This window comes from Acidovorax sp. 106 (assembly GCF_003663825.1).
Classification (GTDB): Bacteria; Pseudomonadota; Gammaproteobacteria; order Burkholderiales; family Burkholderiaceae_C; genus Acidovorax.
In genome coordinates this window covers 3,478,035-3,498,988 of the sequence record NZ_RCCC01000001.1, presented here as the reverse complement: position 1 = coordinate 3,498,988, position 20,954 = coordinate 3,478,035, and the positions used below count along the sequence as shown (strand labels likewise).

Below are 20,954 nucleotides of genomic sequence, written 5' to 3'. Positions count from 1 at the left end.
GGCCTACGGCACCTTTGCGATAGCAGCTGGAAAAGCTATCATTTTTATAGCTGCCAGCGCTTATCAACCAAGCGCTAGAAGCCCAAAAGATCTAAAAACCTACAGACCTGGGTAGATCCTGCCTACTCAGGCTTGGCTGGAAGGCTCGGGTGCAGGGGCCGAAGCCTTGAACAATGCCGCCACCTTGCGCTTGGGCTTGATGTTGGCCGAGACGCCACTGCGCACGGGCGCCTTGGCTGCGGCCTCCCAGGCGGGAGCGGCATCGGTGGTGCTGGGCTCGTACGGCTTGGCAAAGAACGGATCGCGCGACACAGCCGCTGGGCGAAAGCCACGGTGTTCGCGGTGTTCACGCCCTTCGCGGGGCTCACGAGATTCTCGAGGTTCGCGGCGATGGGCGGCACCGGCATCGCGCGGATCGCTGGAGTCAGCACCATCGCGCCAGGCACGGCGGCCGTCATTGATGCGCTCCTTGGGCCGGTCTTCGTCGTACTCCAGCGCTTCCAGGTCGATCTTCTTCTTGATCAGCTTCTCGATGTCGCCCACCAGGCGCGCATCGCTGCCCGAGACCAGCGTGACCGCCAGACCCGAGGCCCCGGCACGGCCAGTGCGGCCAATGCGGTGCACGTAGTCTTCGGCGTTGAAGGGCACGTCGAAGTTGAACACGGCGGGCACGTCCTTGATGTCCAGCCCACGTGCGGCCACGTCGGTACACACCAACAAATCCACTTCGCCTTTTTTGAAGGCCTCTAGCGCCTTCAGGCGCTCGTCCTGGCTCTTGTCACCGTGCAGTGCAGCGGTCTTCAAGCCTTCACGCTCCAGGCTGCGGGCCAAGCGGCCGCAGCCGAGCTTGCTGTTCACAAAAATGAAGGCCTGCTTGATGCCCCGGGTCTTGAGCACCTGGTGGATGGCACGGCGCTTGTCATCGTCGCCCGCGCTGTAGAAGCGCTGCTCCACGGTGGAGGCCGTCTCGTTCGGGCGGGCCACCTCGATGGTGATGGGGTTTTGCAGGTAGCTGCTGGCCAGGCGCTTGATCTCGGGTGAGAACGTGGCGCTGAACAAGAGCGTGGTGCGCTGCTTGGGCAGGTACGACAGGATGCGCTGCAGATCGGGCAGAAAGCCGATGTCCAGCATGCGGTCCGCCTCGTCGAGCACCACGTACTCGACTTGGTTGAGCACCGCGTTTTTGGCTTCGATGTGGTCGAGCAGACGGCCCGGCGTGGCCACCAGCACTTCCACGCCTTTTTTCAGCTCGATGGTCTGGGGCTTCATGTCCATGCCGCCAAACACCACCGTACTGCGCAGCTTGGTGTGCTTGGCGTACAGCGCAATCTGCTGGGCCACCTGATCGGCCAGCTCACGCGTGGGCAGCAGCACCAGCGCACGCACGGGGTGGCGGGCCGGCGAGGTCGAGCTGTTTTCGTGCTGGAGCAGGCGCTGCAGCAGCGGCAGCGAGAAAGCGGCGGTTTTGCCAGTGCCCGTCTGGGCAGCGCCCATGACGTCTTGCCCCGTCAGCACGACCGGAATGGCCTGCTCCTGGATAGGCGTCATGGATTCGTAGCCCATTTCGGCTACGGCGCGCGCTAGCGGCTCGGCCAGCGATAAATTGGAAAAGGAACTTGTCATTTAGCCCGCTATTGTCGCACCGTGGGCTGACAAAGGCATTTTTTTCGAAATTTGAAACGCCGCGCCATCCACTCACTCCCGAGAAAACCCGAATTCGCTATCAAATCGATAGCTGCCAGCGCTTATTTCAATAGACTTATCCAGCATTTCCGTCAAAAACACGAAACCACTGCATTCAACACGCCGCAGCCCCAACCCCACCCTGCCCGTGGGCTTGCTCACAGGCTGCGGGCAGAAAACGTGTCGCACGACTGCACGCTGCCTTGCTTGAGCCCCATGTGAAACCAGCGCTGGCGCTGGGCGCTGGTGCCGTGGGTGAAACTGTCGGGCACCACCGCCCCACCGCCAGCACGCTGCAGGGCATCGTCGCCAATGCGGGCGGCTGCGTTCATGGCCTCCTCCACATCGCCCTGCTCCAGAATCTGCCGCGCGTTTTGTGCATGGTGCGCCCACACCCCGGCAAAGCAATCGGCCTGCAGCTCCAGCCGCACCGACAGGGCGTTGTATTCCTTCTGGCTCACACGGCCGCGCATCTGGTCTACCTTGGCGCTGATGCCCAGCAAGTTCTGGACATGGTGGCCGACCTCGTGGGCCACCACGTAGGCCTGCGCAAAATCGCCAGGGGCGCCCAGGCGGTTCTTGAGCGTCTCGTAAAAACCCAGGTCGATGTAGACCTTGCGGTCGGCCGGGCAGTAAAAAGGGCCCATGGCCGCCTGGCCGGTGCCGCAGGCGGTGGGTGTGCTCCCACGGAACAAGACCAGGCGCGGCTCCTGGTAGCGCCCGCCCCCCTGGCGAAAAACCGTCTGCCACACGTCCTCGGTGTCGGCCAGCACGGTGGCTACAAACCGCGCCAGCTTGTCGTCGGCCGCAGGCCGATGGGCGGGGGCCTGCTGCACCTGGGCTGGGGGCGTACCGCCGCTGAGCAGCCCCAGGATAGTGAGCGGATTGACGCCCAGAATCCAGCCGCCCAGCAGCGCGATCACGATGGTGCCAATGCCAATGCTGCGCCCCCCAAAGACCGGGCTGCTACCGCCTCCACCCTCCTCCCGGCGGTCTTCCACATTGTCAGATTCCCGGTTGCCTTCCCATTTCACGATATCGCTCCTGCATCCCGCCACACGGCGGGGTTTGTGGGCTATCTTAGAACCTGTTTTCGGGGCACCCGCTGGGACCGTGGGCCACGAGGATCAAAACACAGCCTTCGGCCCGCAAATGCACGGGTCTATTGGGTCATAGAAAAGGTTCTTAGGCCCCAACCCTGTGTAAAGTGCCACTATACAGCCGCCCCGGCCCTGAGGCCGGCCCCCGATTTGAGCCCTGCGCCTCTCCTGCGGGCGCGCCAACCTACTACGAATCCACAAACCGACCATGACCGAGTCTTCCCCCCCAGGACACAGCCTGCGCACCCAGATTGCTTTGGTGTTTGGCACCCTGGTGGTGGCCTTGTCGGTGCTGCTATCGGTGGGGTTTGGCGAAGTGCTAAAGCAACGCATTCAGCGCGATGCAGGTGCATCGCTGCAAGGCGTGGCAGACAACACTGCCACGCTGCTGGCCAATGGTTTGTTTGACCGTGTGCGTGAGGTGCAGGTGCTTGCGTCGTCCGAGGTGCTGTGGCGCAACGGGCTGGAGGCCCCCGAGGTCATCCACATGCTGGCTCGCCAACAGGCCATCCACCCCCAAAGCCTGTGGCTGGGCGTGGCAGACGCTCAGGGCATTGTGCGAGTCGCATCGGGCAACATGCTGGTGGGCCAGAACGTGAGTGAGCGCCCCTGGTTTAAGGCGGGTATTCAAAACGCCTATGTGGGCGATGTACACCCGGCCAAGATGCTGGAAAGCCTGCTACCCCCCAGCCGCAATGGAGACCCCTACCGCTTCGTGGACTTCTCGGCCCCCATCCGCATCGGCCCCACCACGGTGGGCGTGCTGGGCGTGCACGGGTATTGGGAGTGGATTAACGAGATGATCCAGACGCTGATGCCTGCTGCCGCACAGGCCCAGCAGCTGGAGGTGTTCATTTTTGACAAGGCTGGCCAGCTCATTCACGCCCCGGCAGAGCAGCAAGCCTTGCTACAAAAGCGGGGCCAAACGTTGCCAGACCCGGCTTTTGACAAAGTACCGGCCGATGCGCAGCAGCCCGGCAAAACCTTGGTACTGCGGTGGGTAGACGACAAAAAATACCTCACAGCCCACACCCGCATGCAAGCCCGCAACGCCGAAAGCGACCTGGGCTGGCACATCGTGGCGCGCATGCCGGTAGACATCGCTTTTGCCGAGGCAGAGCAAGCGGTGCAGCGGGCACTGCTGGGGGGTTTGGCAGCCGCCTTGGTCGCCGCTTTTTTGGCTTGGCTGGCAGCACGTCGGCTGAGCGAAGACCTGGACGCACTGGCCCGTGCGGCGCAGGACCTGGAAGCGGGCAAGCCAGGGGCAGAAATCCCGGCCACGCAAAGCAGCCGCGAGGTACGGCGCCTGTCGTCGGCCCTGCGCCGCATGACCCACCGGCTGCTGGCCGCCAACGAGGCCATGGAAGCCCAGGTGCAGCTGCGCACCCAGCAACTGGAAGACGCCAACCGCGAGCTGGACCTGCAAGCCCGCAGCGATCCCCTGACGGGCCTGCTGAACCGCAGAGGCTTTGATGCGCAGTTGAATTACGCCCTGGCGCTGGCGCGCCGCAGTGGCCGCGCGTTGTCGCTCATCACGGTGGATGTGGACCACTTCAAGCGCATCAACGACACGCACGGCCACGACGTAGGCGATGAGGTATTGCAGCGCCTAGCCCACACGCTGGCACAGCGCCTGCGGGATTCGGACGTGGTCGCCCGGTTGGGGGGAGAAGAATTTGCAGCGCTGCTGCCCGACACCGATCTGGACGGCGCCCGGGCCATTGCCCAGACGCTGGTGGATGCGCAGGCGGCCCTCACCGACCCGGTGGTAGGCCGCATTACCGTGAGTGCGGGCGTATCGACTCTGCGCGGTGCCGATGACACGGCGCAGCGCCTGCTACGCCGGGGCGACGAAGCCCTGTACGAGGCCAAAGGCCAGGGCCGCAACAGGGTGGTGGTGCAGGGGTAGCCTGAGCCGCCTGCCCCGCAGGGGCCCAGGCCCGGCAGGGACTCAGAACTGGCCTCAGGCCTTGGGCAGTGTCACGCCCACCTGGCCTTGGTACTTGCCGCCGCGGTCCTTGTAGCTGACCTCGCAGACGTCGTCCTTGTCGCTTTCAAAGAACAGCACCTGAGCGCAACCTTCACCCGCATAAATGCGCGCTGGCAGCGGCGTGGTGTTGGAGAACTCCAGCGTCACATAGCCTTCCCATTCGGGCTCAAACGGGGTGACGTTGACGATGATGCCGCAGCGCGCATACGTGCTTTTGCCCAGGCAGATGGTGAGCACGTTGCGCGGAATGCGGAAGTACTCCATCGTGCGGGCCAGCGCAAAGCTGTTGGGGGGGATGATGCAGCTGTCGCCGTGGAAGTCAACAAAGCTCTTTTCATCGAAGTTCTTGGGGTCCACCACCGTGCTGTGGATGTTGGTGAAGACCTTGAATTCTGGCGCGCAGCGGATGTCGTACCCATAGCTGCTGGTGCCGTAGCTGATGATCTTGTGGCCATCGCGTTCACGGATCTGGCCGGGCTCGAAGGGCTCGATCATGCCGTGCTCTTCGGCCATGCGGCGGATCCACTTGTCGCTCTTGATACTCATCGGTTGACTCCTGCGATGCAGCACCCACCCCACTGCGCGTAGGCCCAAGAGGAAGGGTGCTATTAAATATGTAGCTGGCAGCGCTTTTACATCAAGCGCTAGGGGCATATTTTGCTTGAGAAATCACGGTTTGCTCGATCACCCGGTCGTCGCCCAGCACGATCAGCGCAAACAATAGCTCTTCCAGGCTCTGGGCCTGCTGCGTCTTGCGGGCCAGCAGCGCCGTGGCCTGGGGGTTGAGCACCACAAAGTCCGCCTCGCAGCCCGGCTGCAGGTTGCCCACTACCCCAGCCAGCCCCATGGCCTGCGCCGCGCCTGCCGTGTGTTGCCACCACAGCTGGGCGGGGCTCAGGCTCAGGCCGGTTTTGGTCTGGCCTTCGCGCGCCACGTAATACGCGGCCATCATGGTGTGAAACGGGCTGAAGCTGGTGCCCCCGCCCACATCACTGGCCAGCCCGTAACGAAACCCGGCCCGGTCAGCGCCTGCGTAGTCAAAGAAGCCACTGCCCAAAAACAAATTGCTGGTGGGGCTGATGGCGGCAGCGGTCTTGCGCTCGCGCATCAGCGCGCGGTCGGCATCATCGAAGTGGATGCAGTGGGCGTACACGGCCCGCTCGCGCATCAGGCCAAAGTCGTCATACACCGCCAAGTAGCTGCGCGAGCGCGGAAACAACTCTCGCGCCCAGCGGATTTCATCGAGGTTCTCGGCCACGTGCGACTGAATCCACACATCGCCGTAGCGGGCTGCCAGCTCACCCGCGCCACGCAGTTGCTCGGGCGTGCTGGTGGGGGCAAAGCGCGGCGTGATGGCGTAGCCCAGCCGGTCCACGCCATGCCAGCGCTGAATCAGGGCCTCGGTGTCGAGCAGGCTTTGCTCGGTCTGGTCGCGCACGCCATCGGGCGAGTGGCGGTCTTGCAGCACCTTGCCCGTCACCAGCCGCAGGCTGCGGCGCTGGGCCTCGGCAAACAGGGCGTCCACGGACTCGGGGTGCGACGTGGCAAACGCCAGCGCCGTGGTCACGCCATTGCGCAGCAGCTCGTCCACAAAGAACCCAGCTACCTCATCGGCATATTCAGGTTGGGCAAAGCGCGATTCGTGGGGAAAGGTGTAGTTCTCCAGCCAAGGCAGCAGGCCGTCAGCGGGTGAGCCAATCACATCCGTCTGTGGAAAGTGGACATGCAAATCCACAAAGCCCGGGGCCAGAATGCGCCCCGGCCAGTGCGTGACTGCGCCCTGCCCGGCCCCGGCCCATTGCGCAGCCAGCGCCTGCCAAGGGCCAGCAGCCACCACGCGCTGGCGGCCCTGGACATCAGGAGCCACGGCCAGCAGGCCGTCTTCGTCGTACAGGGCTTGGCCATCATCGGCAAAGCGCAACAGGGCAGATCGAAATACTTGCATGGGGCGAGCTTAAGGGGCCAAGGCACTCACGCCCATACCGGCGCGGTGATAGTGGGTAGAAACCGGTTAAAAGCCAGGTAGAAAAGGCCGGGTCAGCGCGGCAGCGAGCCTTTAACGCCCTCGACCAGAAAGTTCATTTGCAGAATCTGGGCATCGCTCAGCGTCTGCCCCGGCGCAATCACTTCGCGGCCTTCGGTGTCGCGCACCGCTGCCTTGCCTGCATGGAAGGGGTGCAGCTTGCCAGCGCCCACGGCCTTTTGCGCGGCCAGCACCTCTTGCTGCACGCCCTGCGGCACCTTGGGGCCAAAGTCGCCCACGCGGATCATGCCTTCACGCACGCCGCCCCACAGGTTGCCCGGCTTCCACTGGCCACTTTGCAGGGCACGCACCCGCTCGGTGTAGTACTGGCCCCACTGGTGCGTCACGGCGATGATCTGTGCGTCGGGGCCGGTCTTGCGCATGTCGGAGTGATAGGCAACAGCCATCTTGCCGCGCTCTTGCGCCGCTGCCATCACGGCGGTAGAGCCGGTGTGGAAGGCAATCACATCCACGTCCTGGTTGAACAGGGCCATGGCGGCATCGCGCTCCTTGGGCGGGTCAAACCACACGTTGAGCCACACCACCTTCACACTGGCCTGGGGGTTGACCGAGCGCATGCCCAGCGTGAAGGCGTTGATGCCCTGCAGCACTTCGGGGATGGGGAAGCCCGCCACATAGCCCGCCACGCCAGTCTTGCTCATGCGGCCCGCCGCCATGCCCGCCAGGTAACGGCCTTCGTAGTAGCGGGCATTGGCCGTGGCCACGTTCGCGGCCTGCTTGTAGCCGGTGATGGACTCGAACTTCACATTCGGAAAATCCTGCGCTACCTTGAGCGTGGGCTCCATGTAGCCAAAGCTGGGGGTGAAGATGATCTGGTGCCCGGTGGCGGCCAGATCGCGGATCACGCGCTCGGCATCCGCGCCTTCTGCCACGTTTTCGACAAAGGTGGTTTTGACCTGGTTGCCCAGAGCCGCCTCGACGGCCTTGCGCCCCTCTTCGTGCTGGCGCGTCCAGCCGGCTTCAGTGATGGGCGAGACATAGACAAAGCCGGCCTTCACAGGCTCGGTCGTCGGCTTCGCTGGGGTTTGGGGAAAAGCGGGGGAGATGAAAATGGCGCCCGCAAGCGCACTCACACAAGCCGCACGCAGTGCGGTGGCGAGGTTTTTGTACATGGTGTTCCTCTACATGGCCCGAAGTTCAGAAACAAGAAAACCGCCGGGCAGCGGTTTTCAAGAGCTGCGGATTCTACCGCTTGCTCAGGCCAGGCGCTTGAGTTTGGAATCCCCCTGGTAGCCCAGGCGGAACTGCCCAACCACTTCACTCAGGCGCAAAGCCTGGTCGTTCAGGCTCTGCGCTGCAGCGGTGGATTCTTCCACCAGCGCCGCGTTCTGTTGTGTCATCTGGTCCAGCTGCGTCACTGCGATGTTGACCTGGCCAATGCCATGGCTTTGCTCTTTGGTGGCGGCGCTGATCTCGCCCATCATGTCGGTCACGCGTTTGACGCTGGCCACGATCTCATCCATGGTCGAGCCCGCATCGCTCACCAGGCGGGCACCCGCCTCCACGCTCTCCACGCTGGCACCAATCAGGCCCTTGATCTCGCGGGCGGCATTGGCGGAGCGCTGGGCCAGGCTGCGCACTTCGCTGGCCACCACGGCAAAGCCACGACCTTGTTCGCCTGCGCGGGCCGCTTCCACAGCGGCATTCAGCGCCAGGATGTTGGTCTGGAAAGCGATGCTGTCGATCACGCCGATGATGTCGGAGATCTTCTTGGAGCTGTTGTTGATCTGGTCCATGGTGCTGACCACCTGGGCCACCACGTCGCCCCCACGCTGCGCCACTTGTGCGGCCGAGTTGGCCAGCACGCTGGCCTGGGTGGCCGCATCGGCGCTGTGCTGCACGGTGCTGGTCAGCTCTTCCATCGAGCTGGCCGTTTCTTGCAGGCTGCTGGCGGCGTTTTCGGTGCGGGCGCTCAAGTCCTGGTTGCCCGAAGCGATCTGGTGGCTGGCGGTGGAGATGTTGTCCACCACACCCCGCACTTGTTGCAGCGATGTTTGCAGCACCGTGCGCATCTGGTCGATGGCGCGCAGCAAGTGCCCGGTTTCGTCGTTGGAGTAAGACGCCTGGGGTTGCCCGGTCAGGTCCAGATTGGCAATGTCTTGGGCGTTGGCCTCGGCCCGCTTGAGCGGCCGCGTGATGCTGAGCGACAGGTACCAAGACAGTACCAAACCCAACATCAAGGAAATCAAGCCGCACACCACCAGCAGCACACTGGTTTGCGAGCGCAACTCATCGTTGCGCTTGGCAGCGGCATCCAGCTGGGCACGCTGACCCGTGGCCACTTCCTGCACACCGGCCACATAGCTGCGGGCCATGGGTTCAAAGCGTTCGGCAAACGCCTTGGCCGCGCCCTCGGTATCTCCCGCCTTTTTCAGCTTGCTCACTTCTTCACGCGCCGCCAGGTACGCCTTGCGCATGTCCGATATTTTGTCGTTCAGCACCTTCTGCTCAGGCGTCACCATCTGCGATTCGACGTACTTCTGCAACTCATTGGTCTCAGAAATGGCCGCCGCCGTGGCCGGGGCAAAGTACTCGATCAGGCTGGCGTCGCTGCTCTTGGCAATGGCCGCTGCGCGTTGCACGCCTGCAGTGGTGTTGCGCAGCCAGTCTGCAGCAGCGCGCTCCGTCTTGAGGTTCACCGCCAGCATGGCATCGGTGACCTCTCCCATTTGCCGCAGCTTGAACACGGCAAACAGGCTGGTCAGCAGCGACAGCGAAAGAATGAGCCCGAGCACACAGGCCAGGCGCTTGGCAATGGATAGCTGATTGAGAAACATAGGTGATGAGGGTGTGGGTTACGGAACTGGCCGACCAGCACCCGCGTGTGGGGGCCTGGCGGCAGGCTGCGCAACATCCGCCAGAAACCGCTCTGAGGAGTTGCGGCGCCATAGTCCGCGCATTCAGCGCACAAGGCTGGATGCAACAAAGTGCGACATGATACCCCCTCGCACCTTACAAAAGACAAACCGCAAACGGATTGTCAACCCAGGCACCACCCGGATACCAAAGCGCTCCACCGGGGCTGCGCGGGTGGCAACACCCTGCCCCCAGCACCTCAATAGTCGTGCTCGACAAACGTCTCAAAGGTCTCTTTGAGCTTGTGCTCCCAGACTCGCTTTTGGGGGTTGGACGCGAAGCTGGCTTCAAAACTGTTGAAAGCGAGCTGGTACGCGTGCTTGGCCGTGAGGCCCGTGGCGGCAAAGAGCTGGGTGAAGTTCTCGTTGATGTAACCGCCAAAGTACGCCGGGTCGTCGGAGTTGACCGTCGCAGCCAAGCCTGCATCCAGCAGCTGACCCAGGTTGTGGTCGGCCAGGTTGGGGAAGACGCACAGCTTCTGGTTCGACAACGGGCACACCGTGAGCGGAATGCGGTCTTGCGCCAAGCGCTGCATCAGCGCGGCGTCGTGCACCGCCTGCACGCCGTGGTCAATGCGCTCGACCTTGAGCACATCCAGCGCGCTCCAAATGTAGGCGGGCGGTCCTTCCTCGCCCGCATGGGCCACTAGGTGCAGGCCCAGCTCCTTGCAGCGGGCAAATACTCGTGCAAATTTTTCGGGCGGGTGCCCCACTTCGCTGCTGTCCAGCCCCACGCCGATGAATTGGTCGCGAAACGGCAACGCCTGCTCCAGCGTCTCGAACGCTGACTCTTCGCTCAGGTGGCGCAAGAAACACAGGATCAGCGAGGCATTCACGCCCAGCTTCTGGCCCGCGTCCACGCAGGCACGGTGCAGGCCCTGCACCACCGTAGCCATCGGCACGCCACGCTCGGTGTGCGTTTGCGGGTCAAAAAACAACTCGGCGTGCACCACGTTGTCGGCCGCAGCACGCTCAAAGTAGGCCCAAGCCATGTCGTAAAAGTCTTGCTCATGCAGCAGCACACTGGCACCCGCGTAGTAGATGTCGAGGAAGCTCTGCAGGTTGGTGAAGGCATAAGCGCGGCGCAGGCTCTCGACATCGGCATACGGCAAGGTGACGCCGTTGCGCTGGGCCAGCGCAAAAATCAACTCAGGCTCGAGCGAGCCTTCGATGTGGATGTGCAGCTCGGCTTTGGGCATCTTGCGCAGCAAGTCGGGCAGGCGCTCTGCAGAAATGGGAGGGACTTTGAACATCAGCAAGCTCCGTGGGTATTGTTGAAAACATCATGCCCTTTTGGTGCCCGGATGCAAACCGTTCAAACCAAGGACAGGAAGAAAAAAGGCCGCCCGAAGGCGGCCATGAAGGCGTGAAGCCAGCGCCTTACTTTTTGTCGGCACCGGGGATCTTGCCTTCCACGCCCTTGACGTAGAAGTTGATACCGCCCAAGAACTTGTCGTCGGCCACGGCGTCTTTTTCCAGCACGGGCTTGCCGTCCTGACCCACGATGGGGCCCTTCCAGATGACGAAGCTGCCGTCGGCCAAGCCCTTCTTCACTTCTTCGACCTTGGCCTTGGTTTCAGCAGGCACGTCTTCAGCGATGGAGACGATGTCGATCGCGCCTTCCTTCACGCCCCACCAGCTTTGGCCGGTGCTCCACTTGCCTTCCAGCGCATCACGCGTGGCCTTCACGTAGTAAGGGCCCCAGTTGATGACGGCCGATGCCAAGTGGGCCTTGGGGCCGTAGGCAGTCATGTCGCTGTCCCAGCCAAACGCGCGCTTGCCCTTTTCTTGGGCGGTCTTGAGCACGGCAGGCGAGTCGGTGTTCTGGAACAGCACGTCAGCGCCGCCGTTGATCAGGCTGGTGGCGGCTTCGGTTTCCTTGGGTGGGCTGAACCATTCGTTCACCCACACCACCTTGGTCTTGATCTTGGGGTTGACCGACTGCGCACCCAGCGTGAAGCTGTTGATGTTGCGGATCACTTCAGGGATTGGCACCGAGCCCACCACGCCCAGCGTGTTGGACTTGGTCATGGCGCCAGCGATCACGCCGGCCATGTAGGCGCCTTCGTAGGTGCGGCTGTCGTAGGTGCGCACGTTCTCGGCCGTCTTGTAGCCGGTGGCGTGCTCAAACTTCACGTCCTTGAGGTCGCCCGCGATCTTCTGGATGGATTCCATGTAGCCGAACGTGGTGCCAAAGATCAGCTTGTTGCCTTGGCCAGCCAGGTCGCGCAGCACGCGCTCGGCGTCGGCGGATTCGGGCACGCTTTCGACAAAGCTGGTCACGACCTTGTCGCCAAACTCTTTTTCGATGGCTTTGCGGCCGTTGTCATGGGCAAAAGACCAGCCGCCGTCACCCACAGGGCCCACGTAGGCAAAAGCGATCTTCAGTGGTTCGGGCTTGGGCGCTGGAGCAGAGGCAGCCGGCGCAGGTGCTGGGGCCGGTGCGGGCGCTGGCGCCTCGGTCTTGCCGCAGCCTACAACGGCAGCGGCAGCCAGGGCAGACAGTGCCGCCACTTTGAACAACGAACGCTTTTGCAGATCGGTCATGTCGATTCCTTGAAAGAAAACAGTGAAAACGGAGGGGAAAAACGGTAAACAACCATTATGAGCCGGGGTAAAACGGCTTACCGAGGGACGCGGGCATGTTGACGCGAATCCAGGCAGGGTTGCGCGAGATCAAGGCCAGCACCACGATGGTGGCGAGGTAGGGCAACATGCTCAGCAACTGGCTGGCCACCTGCACGCCCGTGGCTTGCAAATGGAACTGCAGCATCGTCACCCCACCAAACAGGTAAGCACCAAGCAACACCCGTGCCGGGCGCCAGGTGGCAAAGGTGGTGAGCGCCAGCGCAATCCAGCCGCGCCCGGCCACCATGCCCTCCACCCACAACGGGGTGTAGACGGTAGAGATGTAAGCCCCCGCCAACCCGCACAAAGCACCGCCCGCCACCACGGCAGCCAGGCGAATGCGGCGCACCGGGTAGCCCAGCGCATGCGCCGACTCGGGCGACTCGCCCACCGAGCGCAGCACCAAACCAGCGCGCGAACGGTACAAGAACCACACCAGCGCCACCACCAGCACCATGGTGATGTACACCAGCGGATGCTGCTGGAAGAGCGCAGGCCCCACCAGCGGGATGTCGCCCAACACGGGAATGGCGTACTTGGGCGATTCGGGCAGCTTGGCCTGCACGTAGCTGATGCCTGCAAACGCCGAGAAACCGACGCCAAACAGACTGAGCGCCAGCCCCGTGGCGTACTGGTTGGTGTTGAGCCAGATCACCAGCACGCCAAAGATGGCCGCCAGCACCGCGCCCGCAGCCATGCCCGCTGCAAAACCCAGCCAGGTGTTGCCCGTGTGCACCACGGTGGCAAAGCCTGCGATGGCGGCGCAGAGCATCATGCCCTCGGCACCCAGATTGACGATGCCCGCCTTTTCATTGATGAGCAGGCCCAGGGCCGCGATGGCCAGCACCGTGCCCGCGCTGAGCGTGGCGCCGATGAGCAATGCGTACGATTCCATCACTTGCCTCCCTTCGAGGCCACCCAGCGGATGCGGTAGGCAATCAACGTGTCACACGCCAGCAGCGTGAACAGCAACAGCCCTTGGAACACCCCGGTGAGGGACTTGGGCAAGCCCATGCGCGACTGCGCCAGCTCGCCGCCGATGTAGAACATGCTCATGAGAATGGCCGAAAGAATCATGCCTACGGGATGCAGGCGCCCCACAAAGGCCACGATGATGGCGGCGAAGCCGTAGCCTGCAGGCACATAGGGAGTGAGTTGGCCAATGGGCCCGGCCACCTCCAGCGCGCCCGCCAGACCCGCTGCACCGCCCGAAATCAGCAGCGCCGTCCACAGCGCGCGGCGCGATGAAAAGCCCGCATAGCGCGCTGCAGCAGGCGCCAACCCGCCCACCTGCTGCGCAAAGCCCGCCCGGGTGCGGAACAGAAACACCCACAGCGCCCCCGCCCCAGCCAGCGCCAGCAGCAAGCCAATCGACACGCGCGAGCCCTGCATCAGCCGAGGGATCTGCGTGACCTTCTCGAACGTCTTGGTCTGCGGAAAGTTGTAGCCCATCGGGTCCTTCCAGGGCCCGTACACCAGGTAGCCCAGCACCAACGTGGCGACATACACGAGCATCAAGCTCACCAGGATTTCGTTGGCGTTGAACTTGTCGCGCAGCAACGCCGTGAGCCCCGCCCAAGCCATGCCGCCGAGCACCCCGGCGAGCAAGATGGCGGGCACGATCCACGGCCCAGTGGTCTTGTCGGCCAGCAGCGCCACGCCGCCGGCCACCACCGCGCCAATCACAAACTGCCCCTCGGCACCAATGTTCCAGACGTTGGAGCGAAAGCACACCGCCAGCCCCAGCGCGATGAGCAACAGCGGAGTGGCCTTGACCATGAGTTCGCCGATGGCGTACTGCGACTTGATGGGTTCCCAGAAGAACACCTGCAGGCCCCGCACCGGATCTTTTCCCAGCGCCATGAACAGGGCCACACCAATAAGCACCGTCACGGCCAGCGCCAGCAGCGGCGAGCCGTAAGTCCACAGCCGCGAGGCCTGGGGGCGCGGTTCCAGCTTAAGCATGGTGCGCCTCCCCGGCTGCAGCCTGCTGGGCAGTTTGCGCCAGATGGGCCTGCACATCGGCATGCCACAGGCCGCTCATCCATTCGCCAATGCGCTGCACCGTCGCTTCGGAACGCGGCACAGAGGGCGACAAATGCCCCTTGGCCACCACATGCAGCCGGTCACAGATTTCAAACAATTCGTCCAGCTCCTCACTGACCACCAACACGGCGCAACCTGCATCGCGCAGCGCCAAAATGGATGCGCGGATTTGCGCTGCCGCCCCGACGTCCACGCCCCAGGTGGGCTGCGAGACGATCAGCAACTTAGGGTTGGCGTCAATCTCGCGCCCCACAATGAACTTTTGCAGGTTGCCACCCGACAGCGACTTGGCGGGCGCGTTGGGCCCACCGGCCTTGACGTTGAAGCGATGGATCAGTGCCTCGGCATGCTTTTGCAACGCCCCCACCTTGATCCAGCCGCTGCCGCTGACCGAGTTGGTGCGCGTGAGCAGCAGGTTGTGCGCCAGGCCCATGCTAGGCACGGCGCCGCGGCCCAAACGCTCTTCGGGCACAAAGTGCAGGCCCAGGGCTCGGCGCTGGGTGGGGCCCATGCGCCCGACGTTCTGGCCTGCCACCTGGATGCTGCCGGGCTCGGCGCGCTGGTCTTCGCCCGACAAGGCGTAGAGCATCTCTTTTTGGCCATTGCCGGACACACCTGCAATGCCCACCACCTCGCCAGCCTTGACTTCGAAGTCGACATCGATCAGGTCCACACCAAACTGGTCGGCGCGCGGCAGCGACAGCCCTTGCACACGCAGGACCGTGGCGCCGGTCTGCACTGCGCGGTGCTCCAGCGCAGGTGGCTCGGCGCCAATCATCAGGCGCGACAGGGACGCATTGGTTTCCTCGGCCGGGTTGCACACCCCAGTGAGCTTGCCGCCGCGCAGCACCGTGCAGGCGGTGCACAGCGCGCGAATCTCGTGCAGCTTGTGGCTGATGTAGAGGATGCTGCAGCCCTCGCTGGCCAGCTTGCGCAACACCACAAAGAGCTTTTCGACCGCCTGGGGCGTGAGCACCGAGGTGGGCTCGTCCAGGATCAGCAGCTTGGGATTCGTCAGCAGCGCACGGATGATTTCCACGCGCTGCATCTCGCCCACGCTCAAGGTGTGCACGGGGCGCAGCGGGTCAATATCGAGGCCGTACTCGGCCGCCTTGGTGGTGATGCTTTGGGTGACATCGGCCAGGGCCTGGCTCTTGTCCAGACCCAGCCACACGTTTTCGGCCACCGTCAGGGTGTCAAACAAGCTGAAGTGCTGGAACACCATGGCAATGCCCAGGGCGCGCGCTTCTTGCGGGTTGCGCACCTGCACGGCTTGGCCGTTGAAATGCACGCTGCCTTCGTCGGGCTTGACCGAGCCGTAGATGATTTTCATCAGCGTGGACTTGCCCGCGCCGTTTTCACCCAGCACAGCATGGATCTCGCCGGGCTGCACCGTCAGCGACACACCGCTGTTGGCCACCACGGCCGGATAGCGCTTGGTGATGCCCGCCAGCTGCAGCCGTGGCGGCGCCGCACCGGGCGCGGAGGAATGGGGGGGAGAACTCATGCGGGGATTGTCTCTCAGAATGACAACTTGTTATCTTTGGGCGTATAGGGGCAAATCATGCCTTGCGGCTTATTCAGCATGCGCAAGCAGCTATTCTTTTCGTAGCGATGCAGCGACGGACTTGACACTGTCGCGCAGCCACATGGCTGCGGCCGAATGGTGGGTGCGCGCATGCCACAGCTGGTAGTACAACAGGCGCGGAAACGCGACTGGGCTGGGCAGGATGGCCACCGGCAGCTGCGCCGTGAACCGCTCGCAAAACTGGCGCCCTGTGGTCAACACCAACAGGCTGGAGGCCACGATGTGCGGAATAGCGCTGAAATGCGCGCACCGTGCTGTGATGTTGCGCGACAGGCCCAGGCTGTCCAGGTGCGCATCGATCACGCCGCGCGCGCCGGGGTGGGTGGGCGTGGGGGCAATGTGCTCGGCCGCCAGCCAGTCGGCCTCGGTCCAGCCCCTGCGCACAGCGGGGTGGTCCTGGCCCACCAGGCACACCACTTCGTCGCCAAACAAACGGCCCATGTGCAGGTCTTCAGGCGGCTGGGGCCAGTTGCCGATCACCACGTCCACATCGCCCTGGGCCAGGTGGGCGTGGTAGTGGGCATCGGCCGACAGGGGCAGGATTTCAATGGGGCACAGGGGTGCCTGGGCCTTGATGCGGGCCACCAGCTGGGGCAAAAAAAGCGGGTCTAGGTAGTCGCTGGCCGCCACGCGAAAGGTGCGGGTGGCCGTGCGCGGATCAAACCCCCGCGCGTCAGAGAACAGCGCCTCGGCCGAGCGCAGGATCAGCGCGGCGGGCTCCACCATGCGCAGCGCGGCATCGGTGGGCATCATGCTGGCGCCCGATCGCACCAGCAACGGGTCGCCCGCCAGGTCGCGCAGGCGCTTGAGCGCCGCCGACACCGCCGGCTGGTGCATGCCCAGCCGTACGGCTGCGCGGGATACGCTGCGTTCAGTGAGCACGGTGTGCAAGACCCTTATGAGATGGAGGTCTATCTTGTCGAAAAGGGCTTGGTCTCTCATAGCGATGGGGGCATGGGTGCCATAAGCTTGCGCATATGCCAGTGGCAATACTGCGTTCTACCCTCTGCTGAACCTTTCAAAAATCGAAGTGATGTCCGCGATGACAACAAGACCCTTGCAATTCTTGCGCCGAGGCCAGCCCGTGGCGCTGGGCAATGTACCACCCGACCGCACCTTGCTGGAGGTGCTGCGCGAGGACCTGGGCTGCACCGGCACCAAGGAAGGCTGCGGCGAAGGCGACTGCGGCGCCTGCACCGTGGTGCTGGGCGAGGCCGATGGCCACGGCAAGGTACGCTACAGCGCGGTCAACAGCTGCATCCGCCTGGCCCATTCGATTGACGGGATGGCCCTGTGGACGGCGGAGGACCTGGCCGAAGACCCGCTGATCCAGCCGGTGGCCGGTACGGCCCGGACCGCCGACGGATCATCACTACACCCAGTGCAGGAAGCCATGGTGCAATGCCACGGCTCCCAATGCGGCTTTTGCACGCCCGGCTTTGTGATGAGCCTGTTTGGCATGTACCAAAACCAGGTCTGCCAGGGCCGCAGCATCTCGCGCGCCCAGGCCGCGCAGGACTTGTCGGGCAACCTGTGCCGCTGCACGGGCTACCGCCCCATTCTGGACGCCGCGCAGCAGATGGCCCAGCTGCCAGCCATGGCCGTGAATGAAACCGCGTTGCTACAAAAATTAGAGCTGCTTGCGCTTATCCCACAGGCGCCAGAGGCCAATTTGGCTTACATCGCCCCCACCACCCAGGCCGACCTGCTGGCCGCCCGCGCTGCCCACCCCCAGGCGCAGGTGGTGGCAGGCGCCACCGATGTGGGACTGTGGGCGACCAAGCAACACCGCCAGTTCCCCCAGGTGCTGGACGTGACCCGCGCCGCCGAGCTGCGCCGCATCGACGACACCCCCGAGCACATCGCCATCGGCGCCGCCGTGACACTGACCGATGCGTTTGCCCGGCTCACCGCCCAGTGGCCCAGCCTGGCCGAGTTTGCCCACCGCTTTGCGGGCCTGCCCGTGCGCAACTCGGGCACGCTGGGCGGCAACGTGGCCAACGGCTCGCCCATTGGCGACTCCATGCCGCTGCTGATCGCGCTGCGCGCCCAGGTGGTGCTGGCCAGCAAAGCGCGGGGTGAGCGCGCGCTGCCGCTGGAATCGCTGTACACCGGCTACCGCCAGAACGTGATGGCGCCAGACGAGCTATTGGTGCGCATCGTGGTGCCGAAGCCATCGGCCACTGAACAGCTCAAGGCCTACAAGATTTCCAAGCGCTTTGACGACGACATCTCCGCCGTGTGCCTGGTGTTAAACCTCGACATTGCAGGCGGCACGGTGCAGCGCGCCAGCATCGGCGCCGGTGGCGTGGCCGCTACCCCAGTGCGCGCACGGCAAACCGAGGCCGCACTGCAAGGCCAGCCCTGGACCGAGGCCACGGTGCAGCAAGCCACGCGCGTGCTGCAGGCCGAGTTCAGCCCCATCTCCGACATGCGCGCCAGTGGCGACTACCGCCGCACGGTGCTGGGCAACCTGCTGCAGCGCTTTTGGCTGGAAAGCCAGGGCGGTGCCCCGGCCAGCATCGCGCAACTGCACGCGACCAGTCTGGAGGGCGCGCTGTGAAAACACCCGCCATACACACCGTGCCTGATACCGCCCTGCCCGCCCCCGCACGCACCGCCATGGGGCAGTCGCACTTCCACGAAAGCGCCCGCGCCCAAGTCGCTGGTGCCGCCCACTACATCGACGACCTGCCCGAAGTGAAGGGCACGCTGTACGCAGCGCCCATCCTCTCCACCGTGGCCCACGGCACGCTCAACGGCGTGGATGCCAGCGCCGCCCGGGCCCTGCCCGGCGTGCGCGGCGTGGTGCTGGCGCAGGACGTGCCCGGCGACAAGCTGCTGGCCGCCTTTGCCCACGACGAGCCCGTGTTTGCCCACACCACCGTGCAGCACATCGGCCAAGTCATCGGGCTGGTGGTGGCAGATTCGGTGATGCAGGCGCGCCGCGCCGCGCGCGCCGTGAAGCTGGACATCACCCCCCTGCCCACCGTGCTGACGGTGCAAGACGCGCTGCAGGCCGAAAGCTATGTGCTGCCCCCGGTGTTTGTGCGCCGGGGCGACGCAGCGGCAGGCCTGGCGCAAGCCGCACACCGCCTCAGCGGCGCCTTTGAAGTGGGCGGGCAAGAGCACTTTTACCTGGAAGGCCAAATTGCCTACGCCCTGCCGCTGGAGCAAAAACAGTGGTGCATCTACTCCAGCACCCAGCACCCCGGTGAGGTGCAGCACTGGGTATCGCACGCTCTGGGCATTGACAACCACGCCGTGCGCGTGGAATGCCGCCGCCTGGGCGGTGGCTTTGGCGGCAAAGAGACCCAGGCCGGCCACCTGGCCGTGTGGGCCGCCGTGGCTGCGAACAAGTTCGGCCGCCCCGTCAAGCTGCGGCTAGACCGAGACGAAGACTTCATGGTGACGGGCAAGCGCCATCCGTTTGCGTACCAATACGAGGTTGGGTTTGACGACGCAGGTCGCATCACGGGCCTGAAGCTGCAGATGGCTGCCAACTGCGGCTTCAGCGCCGACCTGTCGGGCCCCGTGGCCGACCGCGCTGTGTTCCATGCCGACAACGCGTACTTTCTTGAAAATGTAGAGATCGCCTCGTACCGCTGCAAGACGAACACCCAGAGCCACACAGCGTTCCGAGGCTTTGGCGGACCGCAGGGCGTCATCGTCATCGAAGCCATCCTGGGCGACATCGCCCGTGCGCTGGGGCGCGATGCGCAGGACGTGCGTATGGCCAATCTGTACGGGCGCGATGCCAACGAGGGCCGCAACGTCACCCACTACCAAATGGCGGTGGAGGACAACATCCTGCATGCGCTGCTGCCGCAACTGGAGCAGACCGCCAGCTACCGCCAGCGCCAAGCCGACATTGCCACATGGAACGCGCAAAGCCCGGTGCTCAAGCGCGGCATCGCCATCACCCCGGTCAAGTTCGGCATCAGCTTCACGGCCACCCTGTTCAACCAAGCCGGCGCACTGGTACACGTCTATACCGACGGCAGCGTGCAGGTGAACCACGGCGGCACCGAAATGGGCCAAGGGCTGCACACCAAGGTGGCGCAGATCGTGGCCGATGAGTTGGGTGTGCCGCTGCACCGCGTGCTGGTCACGGCCAGCGACACCAGCAAGGTGCCCAACGCCAGCGCCACCGCCGCCAGCAGCGGCACCGACCTGAACGGCCGAGCCGCCCAATACGCCGCGCGCCATGTGCGCGACAACCTGGCATCGTTCGTGTGCGGGCTCGACGGCTGTGGCGCCGGGGCCATCCGCTTCGCGGGGGGGCAGGTCATCTCGCCCAAAGCCACGCGCAGCTTTGAGGCTGTGGTCAAAGAGGCCTACGCCAACCGCATCCAGCTGTGGAGCGACGGCTTCTACCGCACGCCCAAGATCCACTACGACAAGGCCACCCTCACCGGTCGGCCGTTCTACTACTTCAGCTACGGCGCGGCCTGCTCGGAGGTGGTGATCGACACCCTGACGGGCGAGAGCCGTGTGCTGAAGGTGGACATCCTGCACGACGTGGGCCACAGCATCAACCCGGCGATTGACGTGGGCCAGATCGAAGGCGGCTTTGTGCAGGGCATGGGCTGGCTCACCACCGAGCAGCTCGTTTGGAACGACAAGGGCTTGCTCACCACACATGCGCCCAGCACCTACAAGATTCCGGCCACGGGCGACATTCCGGCCCACTTCAAGGTCGACCTGTGGCCCGAGGCCAACCGCGAGGACAACGTGGGCGGCAGCAAGGCCGTGGGCGAGCCGCCCTTCATGCTGGCCGTCAGCGTGTACGAGGCGCTGCGCAATGCGGTAGCGGCCGGGCGTGACGAGAAAGCAGCCAGCACACCCGTGGTGCTGACTGCGCCTGCCACGGCAGAGAACGTGCTCCGGGCCTTGGGGCGGCTGGGCTGAAGCCCGGTTATTGAGTCGGAATGGACCCCATTGAACCGTTCACGCTGAGCCTGTCGAAGCGCCGCGCAAGGCTCGGGCAGGCTCAGCCCGAACGGATTTTCAAATTCAA

The 20,954-nt window shown here is 64.2% G+C and carries 15 protein-coding genes; 3 read left to right on the top strand and 12 right to left on the bottom strand.

Features of this window, described 5'->3' with window-relative positions; all coding sequences use genetic code 11:
• Window positions 1–126: 126 nt before the first annotated feature.
• Window positions 127–1,623: a DEAD/DEAH box helicase gene (locus tag C8C98_RS15550; protein ID WP_121455016.1), complete on the bottom strand. Its 1,497-nt coding sequence runs from the start codon at window positions 1,621–1,623 to the stop codon at window positions 127–129.
• A gap of 218 nt (window positions 1,624–1,841) precedes the next feature.
• Window positions 1,842–2,717: a neutral zinc metallopeptidase gene (locus C8C98_RS15545; RefSeq protein WP_121455015.1), complete on the bottom strand. Its 876-nt coding sequence runs from the start codon at window positions 2,715–2,717 to the stop codon at window positions 1,842–1,844.
• Window positions 2,718–2,991: 274 nt separating this feature from the next.
• Here C8C98_RS15545 and C8C98_RS15540 point away from each other — a divergent pair, with 274 nt between their 5' ends.
• Entirely contained in the window at window positions 2,992–4,692 is a 1,701-nt protein-coding gene (locus C8C98_RS15540) for a diguanylate cyclase (protein ID WP_121455014.1), read from the top strand.
• 54 nt (window positions 4,693–4,746) lie between these two features.
• Here the strand turns inward: C8C98_RS15540 and dcd are convergent, their stop codons facing one another.
• The 10 genes from dcd to C8C98_RS15490 all read right to left on the bottom strand — a co-directional run bounded on the left by dcd (window position 4,747) and on the right by C8C98_RS15490 (window position 16,876).
• Window positions 4,747–5,319, bottom strand: a complete 573-nt coding sequence (dcd, locus tag C8C98_RS15535) for a dCTP deaminase (RefSeq protein WP_121455013.1) — start codon at window positions 5,317–5,319, stop codon at window positions 4,747–4,749.
• A 91-nt stretch (window positions 5,320–5,410) separates the two neighbouring features.
• Window positions 5,411–6,718: a guanine deaminase gene (gene guaD / locus C8C98_RS15530; RefSeq protein WP_121455012.1), complete on the bottom strand. Its 1,308-nt coding sequence runs from the start codon at window positions 6,716–6,718 to the stop codon at window positions 5,411–5,413.
• Between the two features lie 92 nt (window positions 6,719–6,810).
• Window positions 6,811–7,929 carry a BMP family ABC transporter substrate-binding protein gene (locus C8C98_RS15525; RefSeq protein ID WP_121455011.1) on the bottom strand — a complete coding sequence of 373 codons (1,119 nt, stop codon included), beginning with the start codon at window positions 7,927–7,929 and terminating at the stop codon, window positions 6,811–6,813.
• A gap of 84 nt (window positions 7,930–8,013) precedes the next feature.
• Window positions 8,014–9,594 carry a methyl-accepting chemotaxis protein gene (locus C8C98_RS15520; protein ID WP_121455010.1) on the bottom strand — a complete coding sequence of 527 codons (1,581 nt, stop codon included), beginning with the start codon at window positions 9,592–9,594 and terminating at the stop codon, window positions 8,014–8,016.
• Window positions 9,595–9,872: 278 nt separating this feature from the next.
• Window positions 9,873–10,925 (bottom strand): adenosine deaminase, encoded by a 1,053-nt coding sequence (locus tag C8C98_RS15515; protein ID WP_121455009.1) that lies wholly within the window; start codon window positions 10,923–10,925, stop codon window positions 9,873–9,875.
• Window positions 10,926–11,052: 127 nt separating this feature from the next.
• A complete protein-coding gene (locus tag C8C98_RS15510) occupies window positions 11,053–12,219 on the bottom strand; it encodes a BMP family ABC transporter substrate-binding protein (RefSeq protein ID WP_121455008.1) in 1,167 nt (388 codons plus the stop codon).
• Window positions 12,220–12,274: 55 nt separating this feature from the next.
• Window positions 12,275–13,195 (bottom strand): ABC transporter permease, encoded by a 921-nt coding sequence (locus tag C8C98_RS15505; protein ID WP_121455007.1) that lies wholly within the window; start codon window positions 13,193–13,195, stop codon window positions 12,275–12,277.
• A complete protein-coding gene (locus tag C8C98_RS15500) occupies window positions 13,195–14,265 on the bottom strand; it encodes an ABC transporter permease (protein ID WP_121455006.1) in 1,071 nt (356 codons plus the stop codon). Before C8C98_RS15500 ends, C8C98_RS15505 begins: the two co-directional genes overlap by 1 nt.
• Complete coding sequence (locus C8C98_RS15495; RefSeq protein ID WP_121455005.1) at window positions 14,258–15,853, bottom strand: ABC transporter ATP-binding protein; 1,596 nt, start codon at window positions 15,851–15,853, stop codon at window positions 14,258–14,260. The genes C8C98_RS15500 and C8C98_RS15495 overlap by 8 nt, the downstream gene beginning before the upstream one ends.
• A gap of 90 nt (window positions 15,854–15,943) precedes the next feature.
• Complete coding sequence (locus tag C8C98_RS15490; protein WP_121456304.1) at window positions 15,944–16,876, bottom strand: LysR family transcriptional regulator; 933 nt, start codon at window positions 16,874–16,876, stop codon at window positions 15,944–15,946.
• Window positions 16,877–16,976: 100 nt separating this feature from the next.
• Here C8C98_RS15490 and xdhA point away from each other — a divergent pair, with 100 nt between their 5' ends.
• Window positions 16,977–18,497 carry a xanthine dehydrogenase small subunit gene (gene xdhA / locus C8C98_RS15485; protein WP_121455004.1) on the top strand — a complete coding sequence of 507 codons (1,521 nt, stop codon included), beginning with the start codon at window positions 16,977–16,979 and terminating at the stop codon, window positions 18,495–18,497.
• A 59-nt stretch (window positions 18,498–18,556) separates the two neighbouring features.
• On the top strand, window positions 18,557–20,845 hold the full coding sequence (gene xdhB, locus C8C98_RS15480) for a xanthine dehydrogenase molybdopterin binding subunit (protein WP_121456303.1): 2,289 nt from the start codon (window positions 18,557–18,559) through the stop codon (window positions 20,843–20,845).
• The last annotated feature ends 109 nt before the right edge of the window (window positions 20,846–20,954 follow it).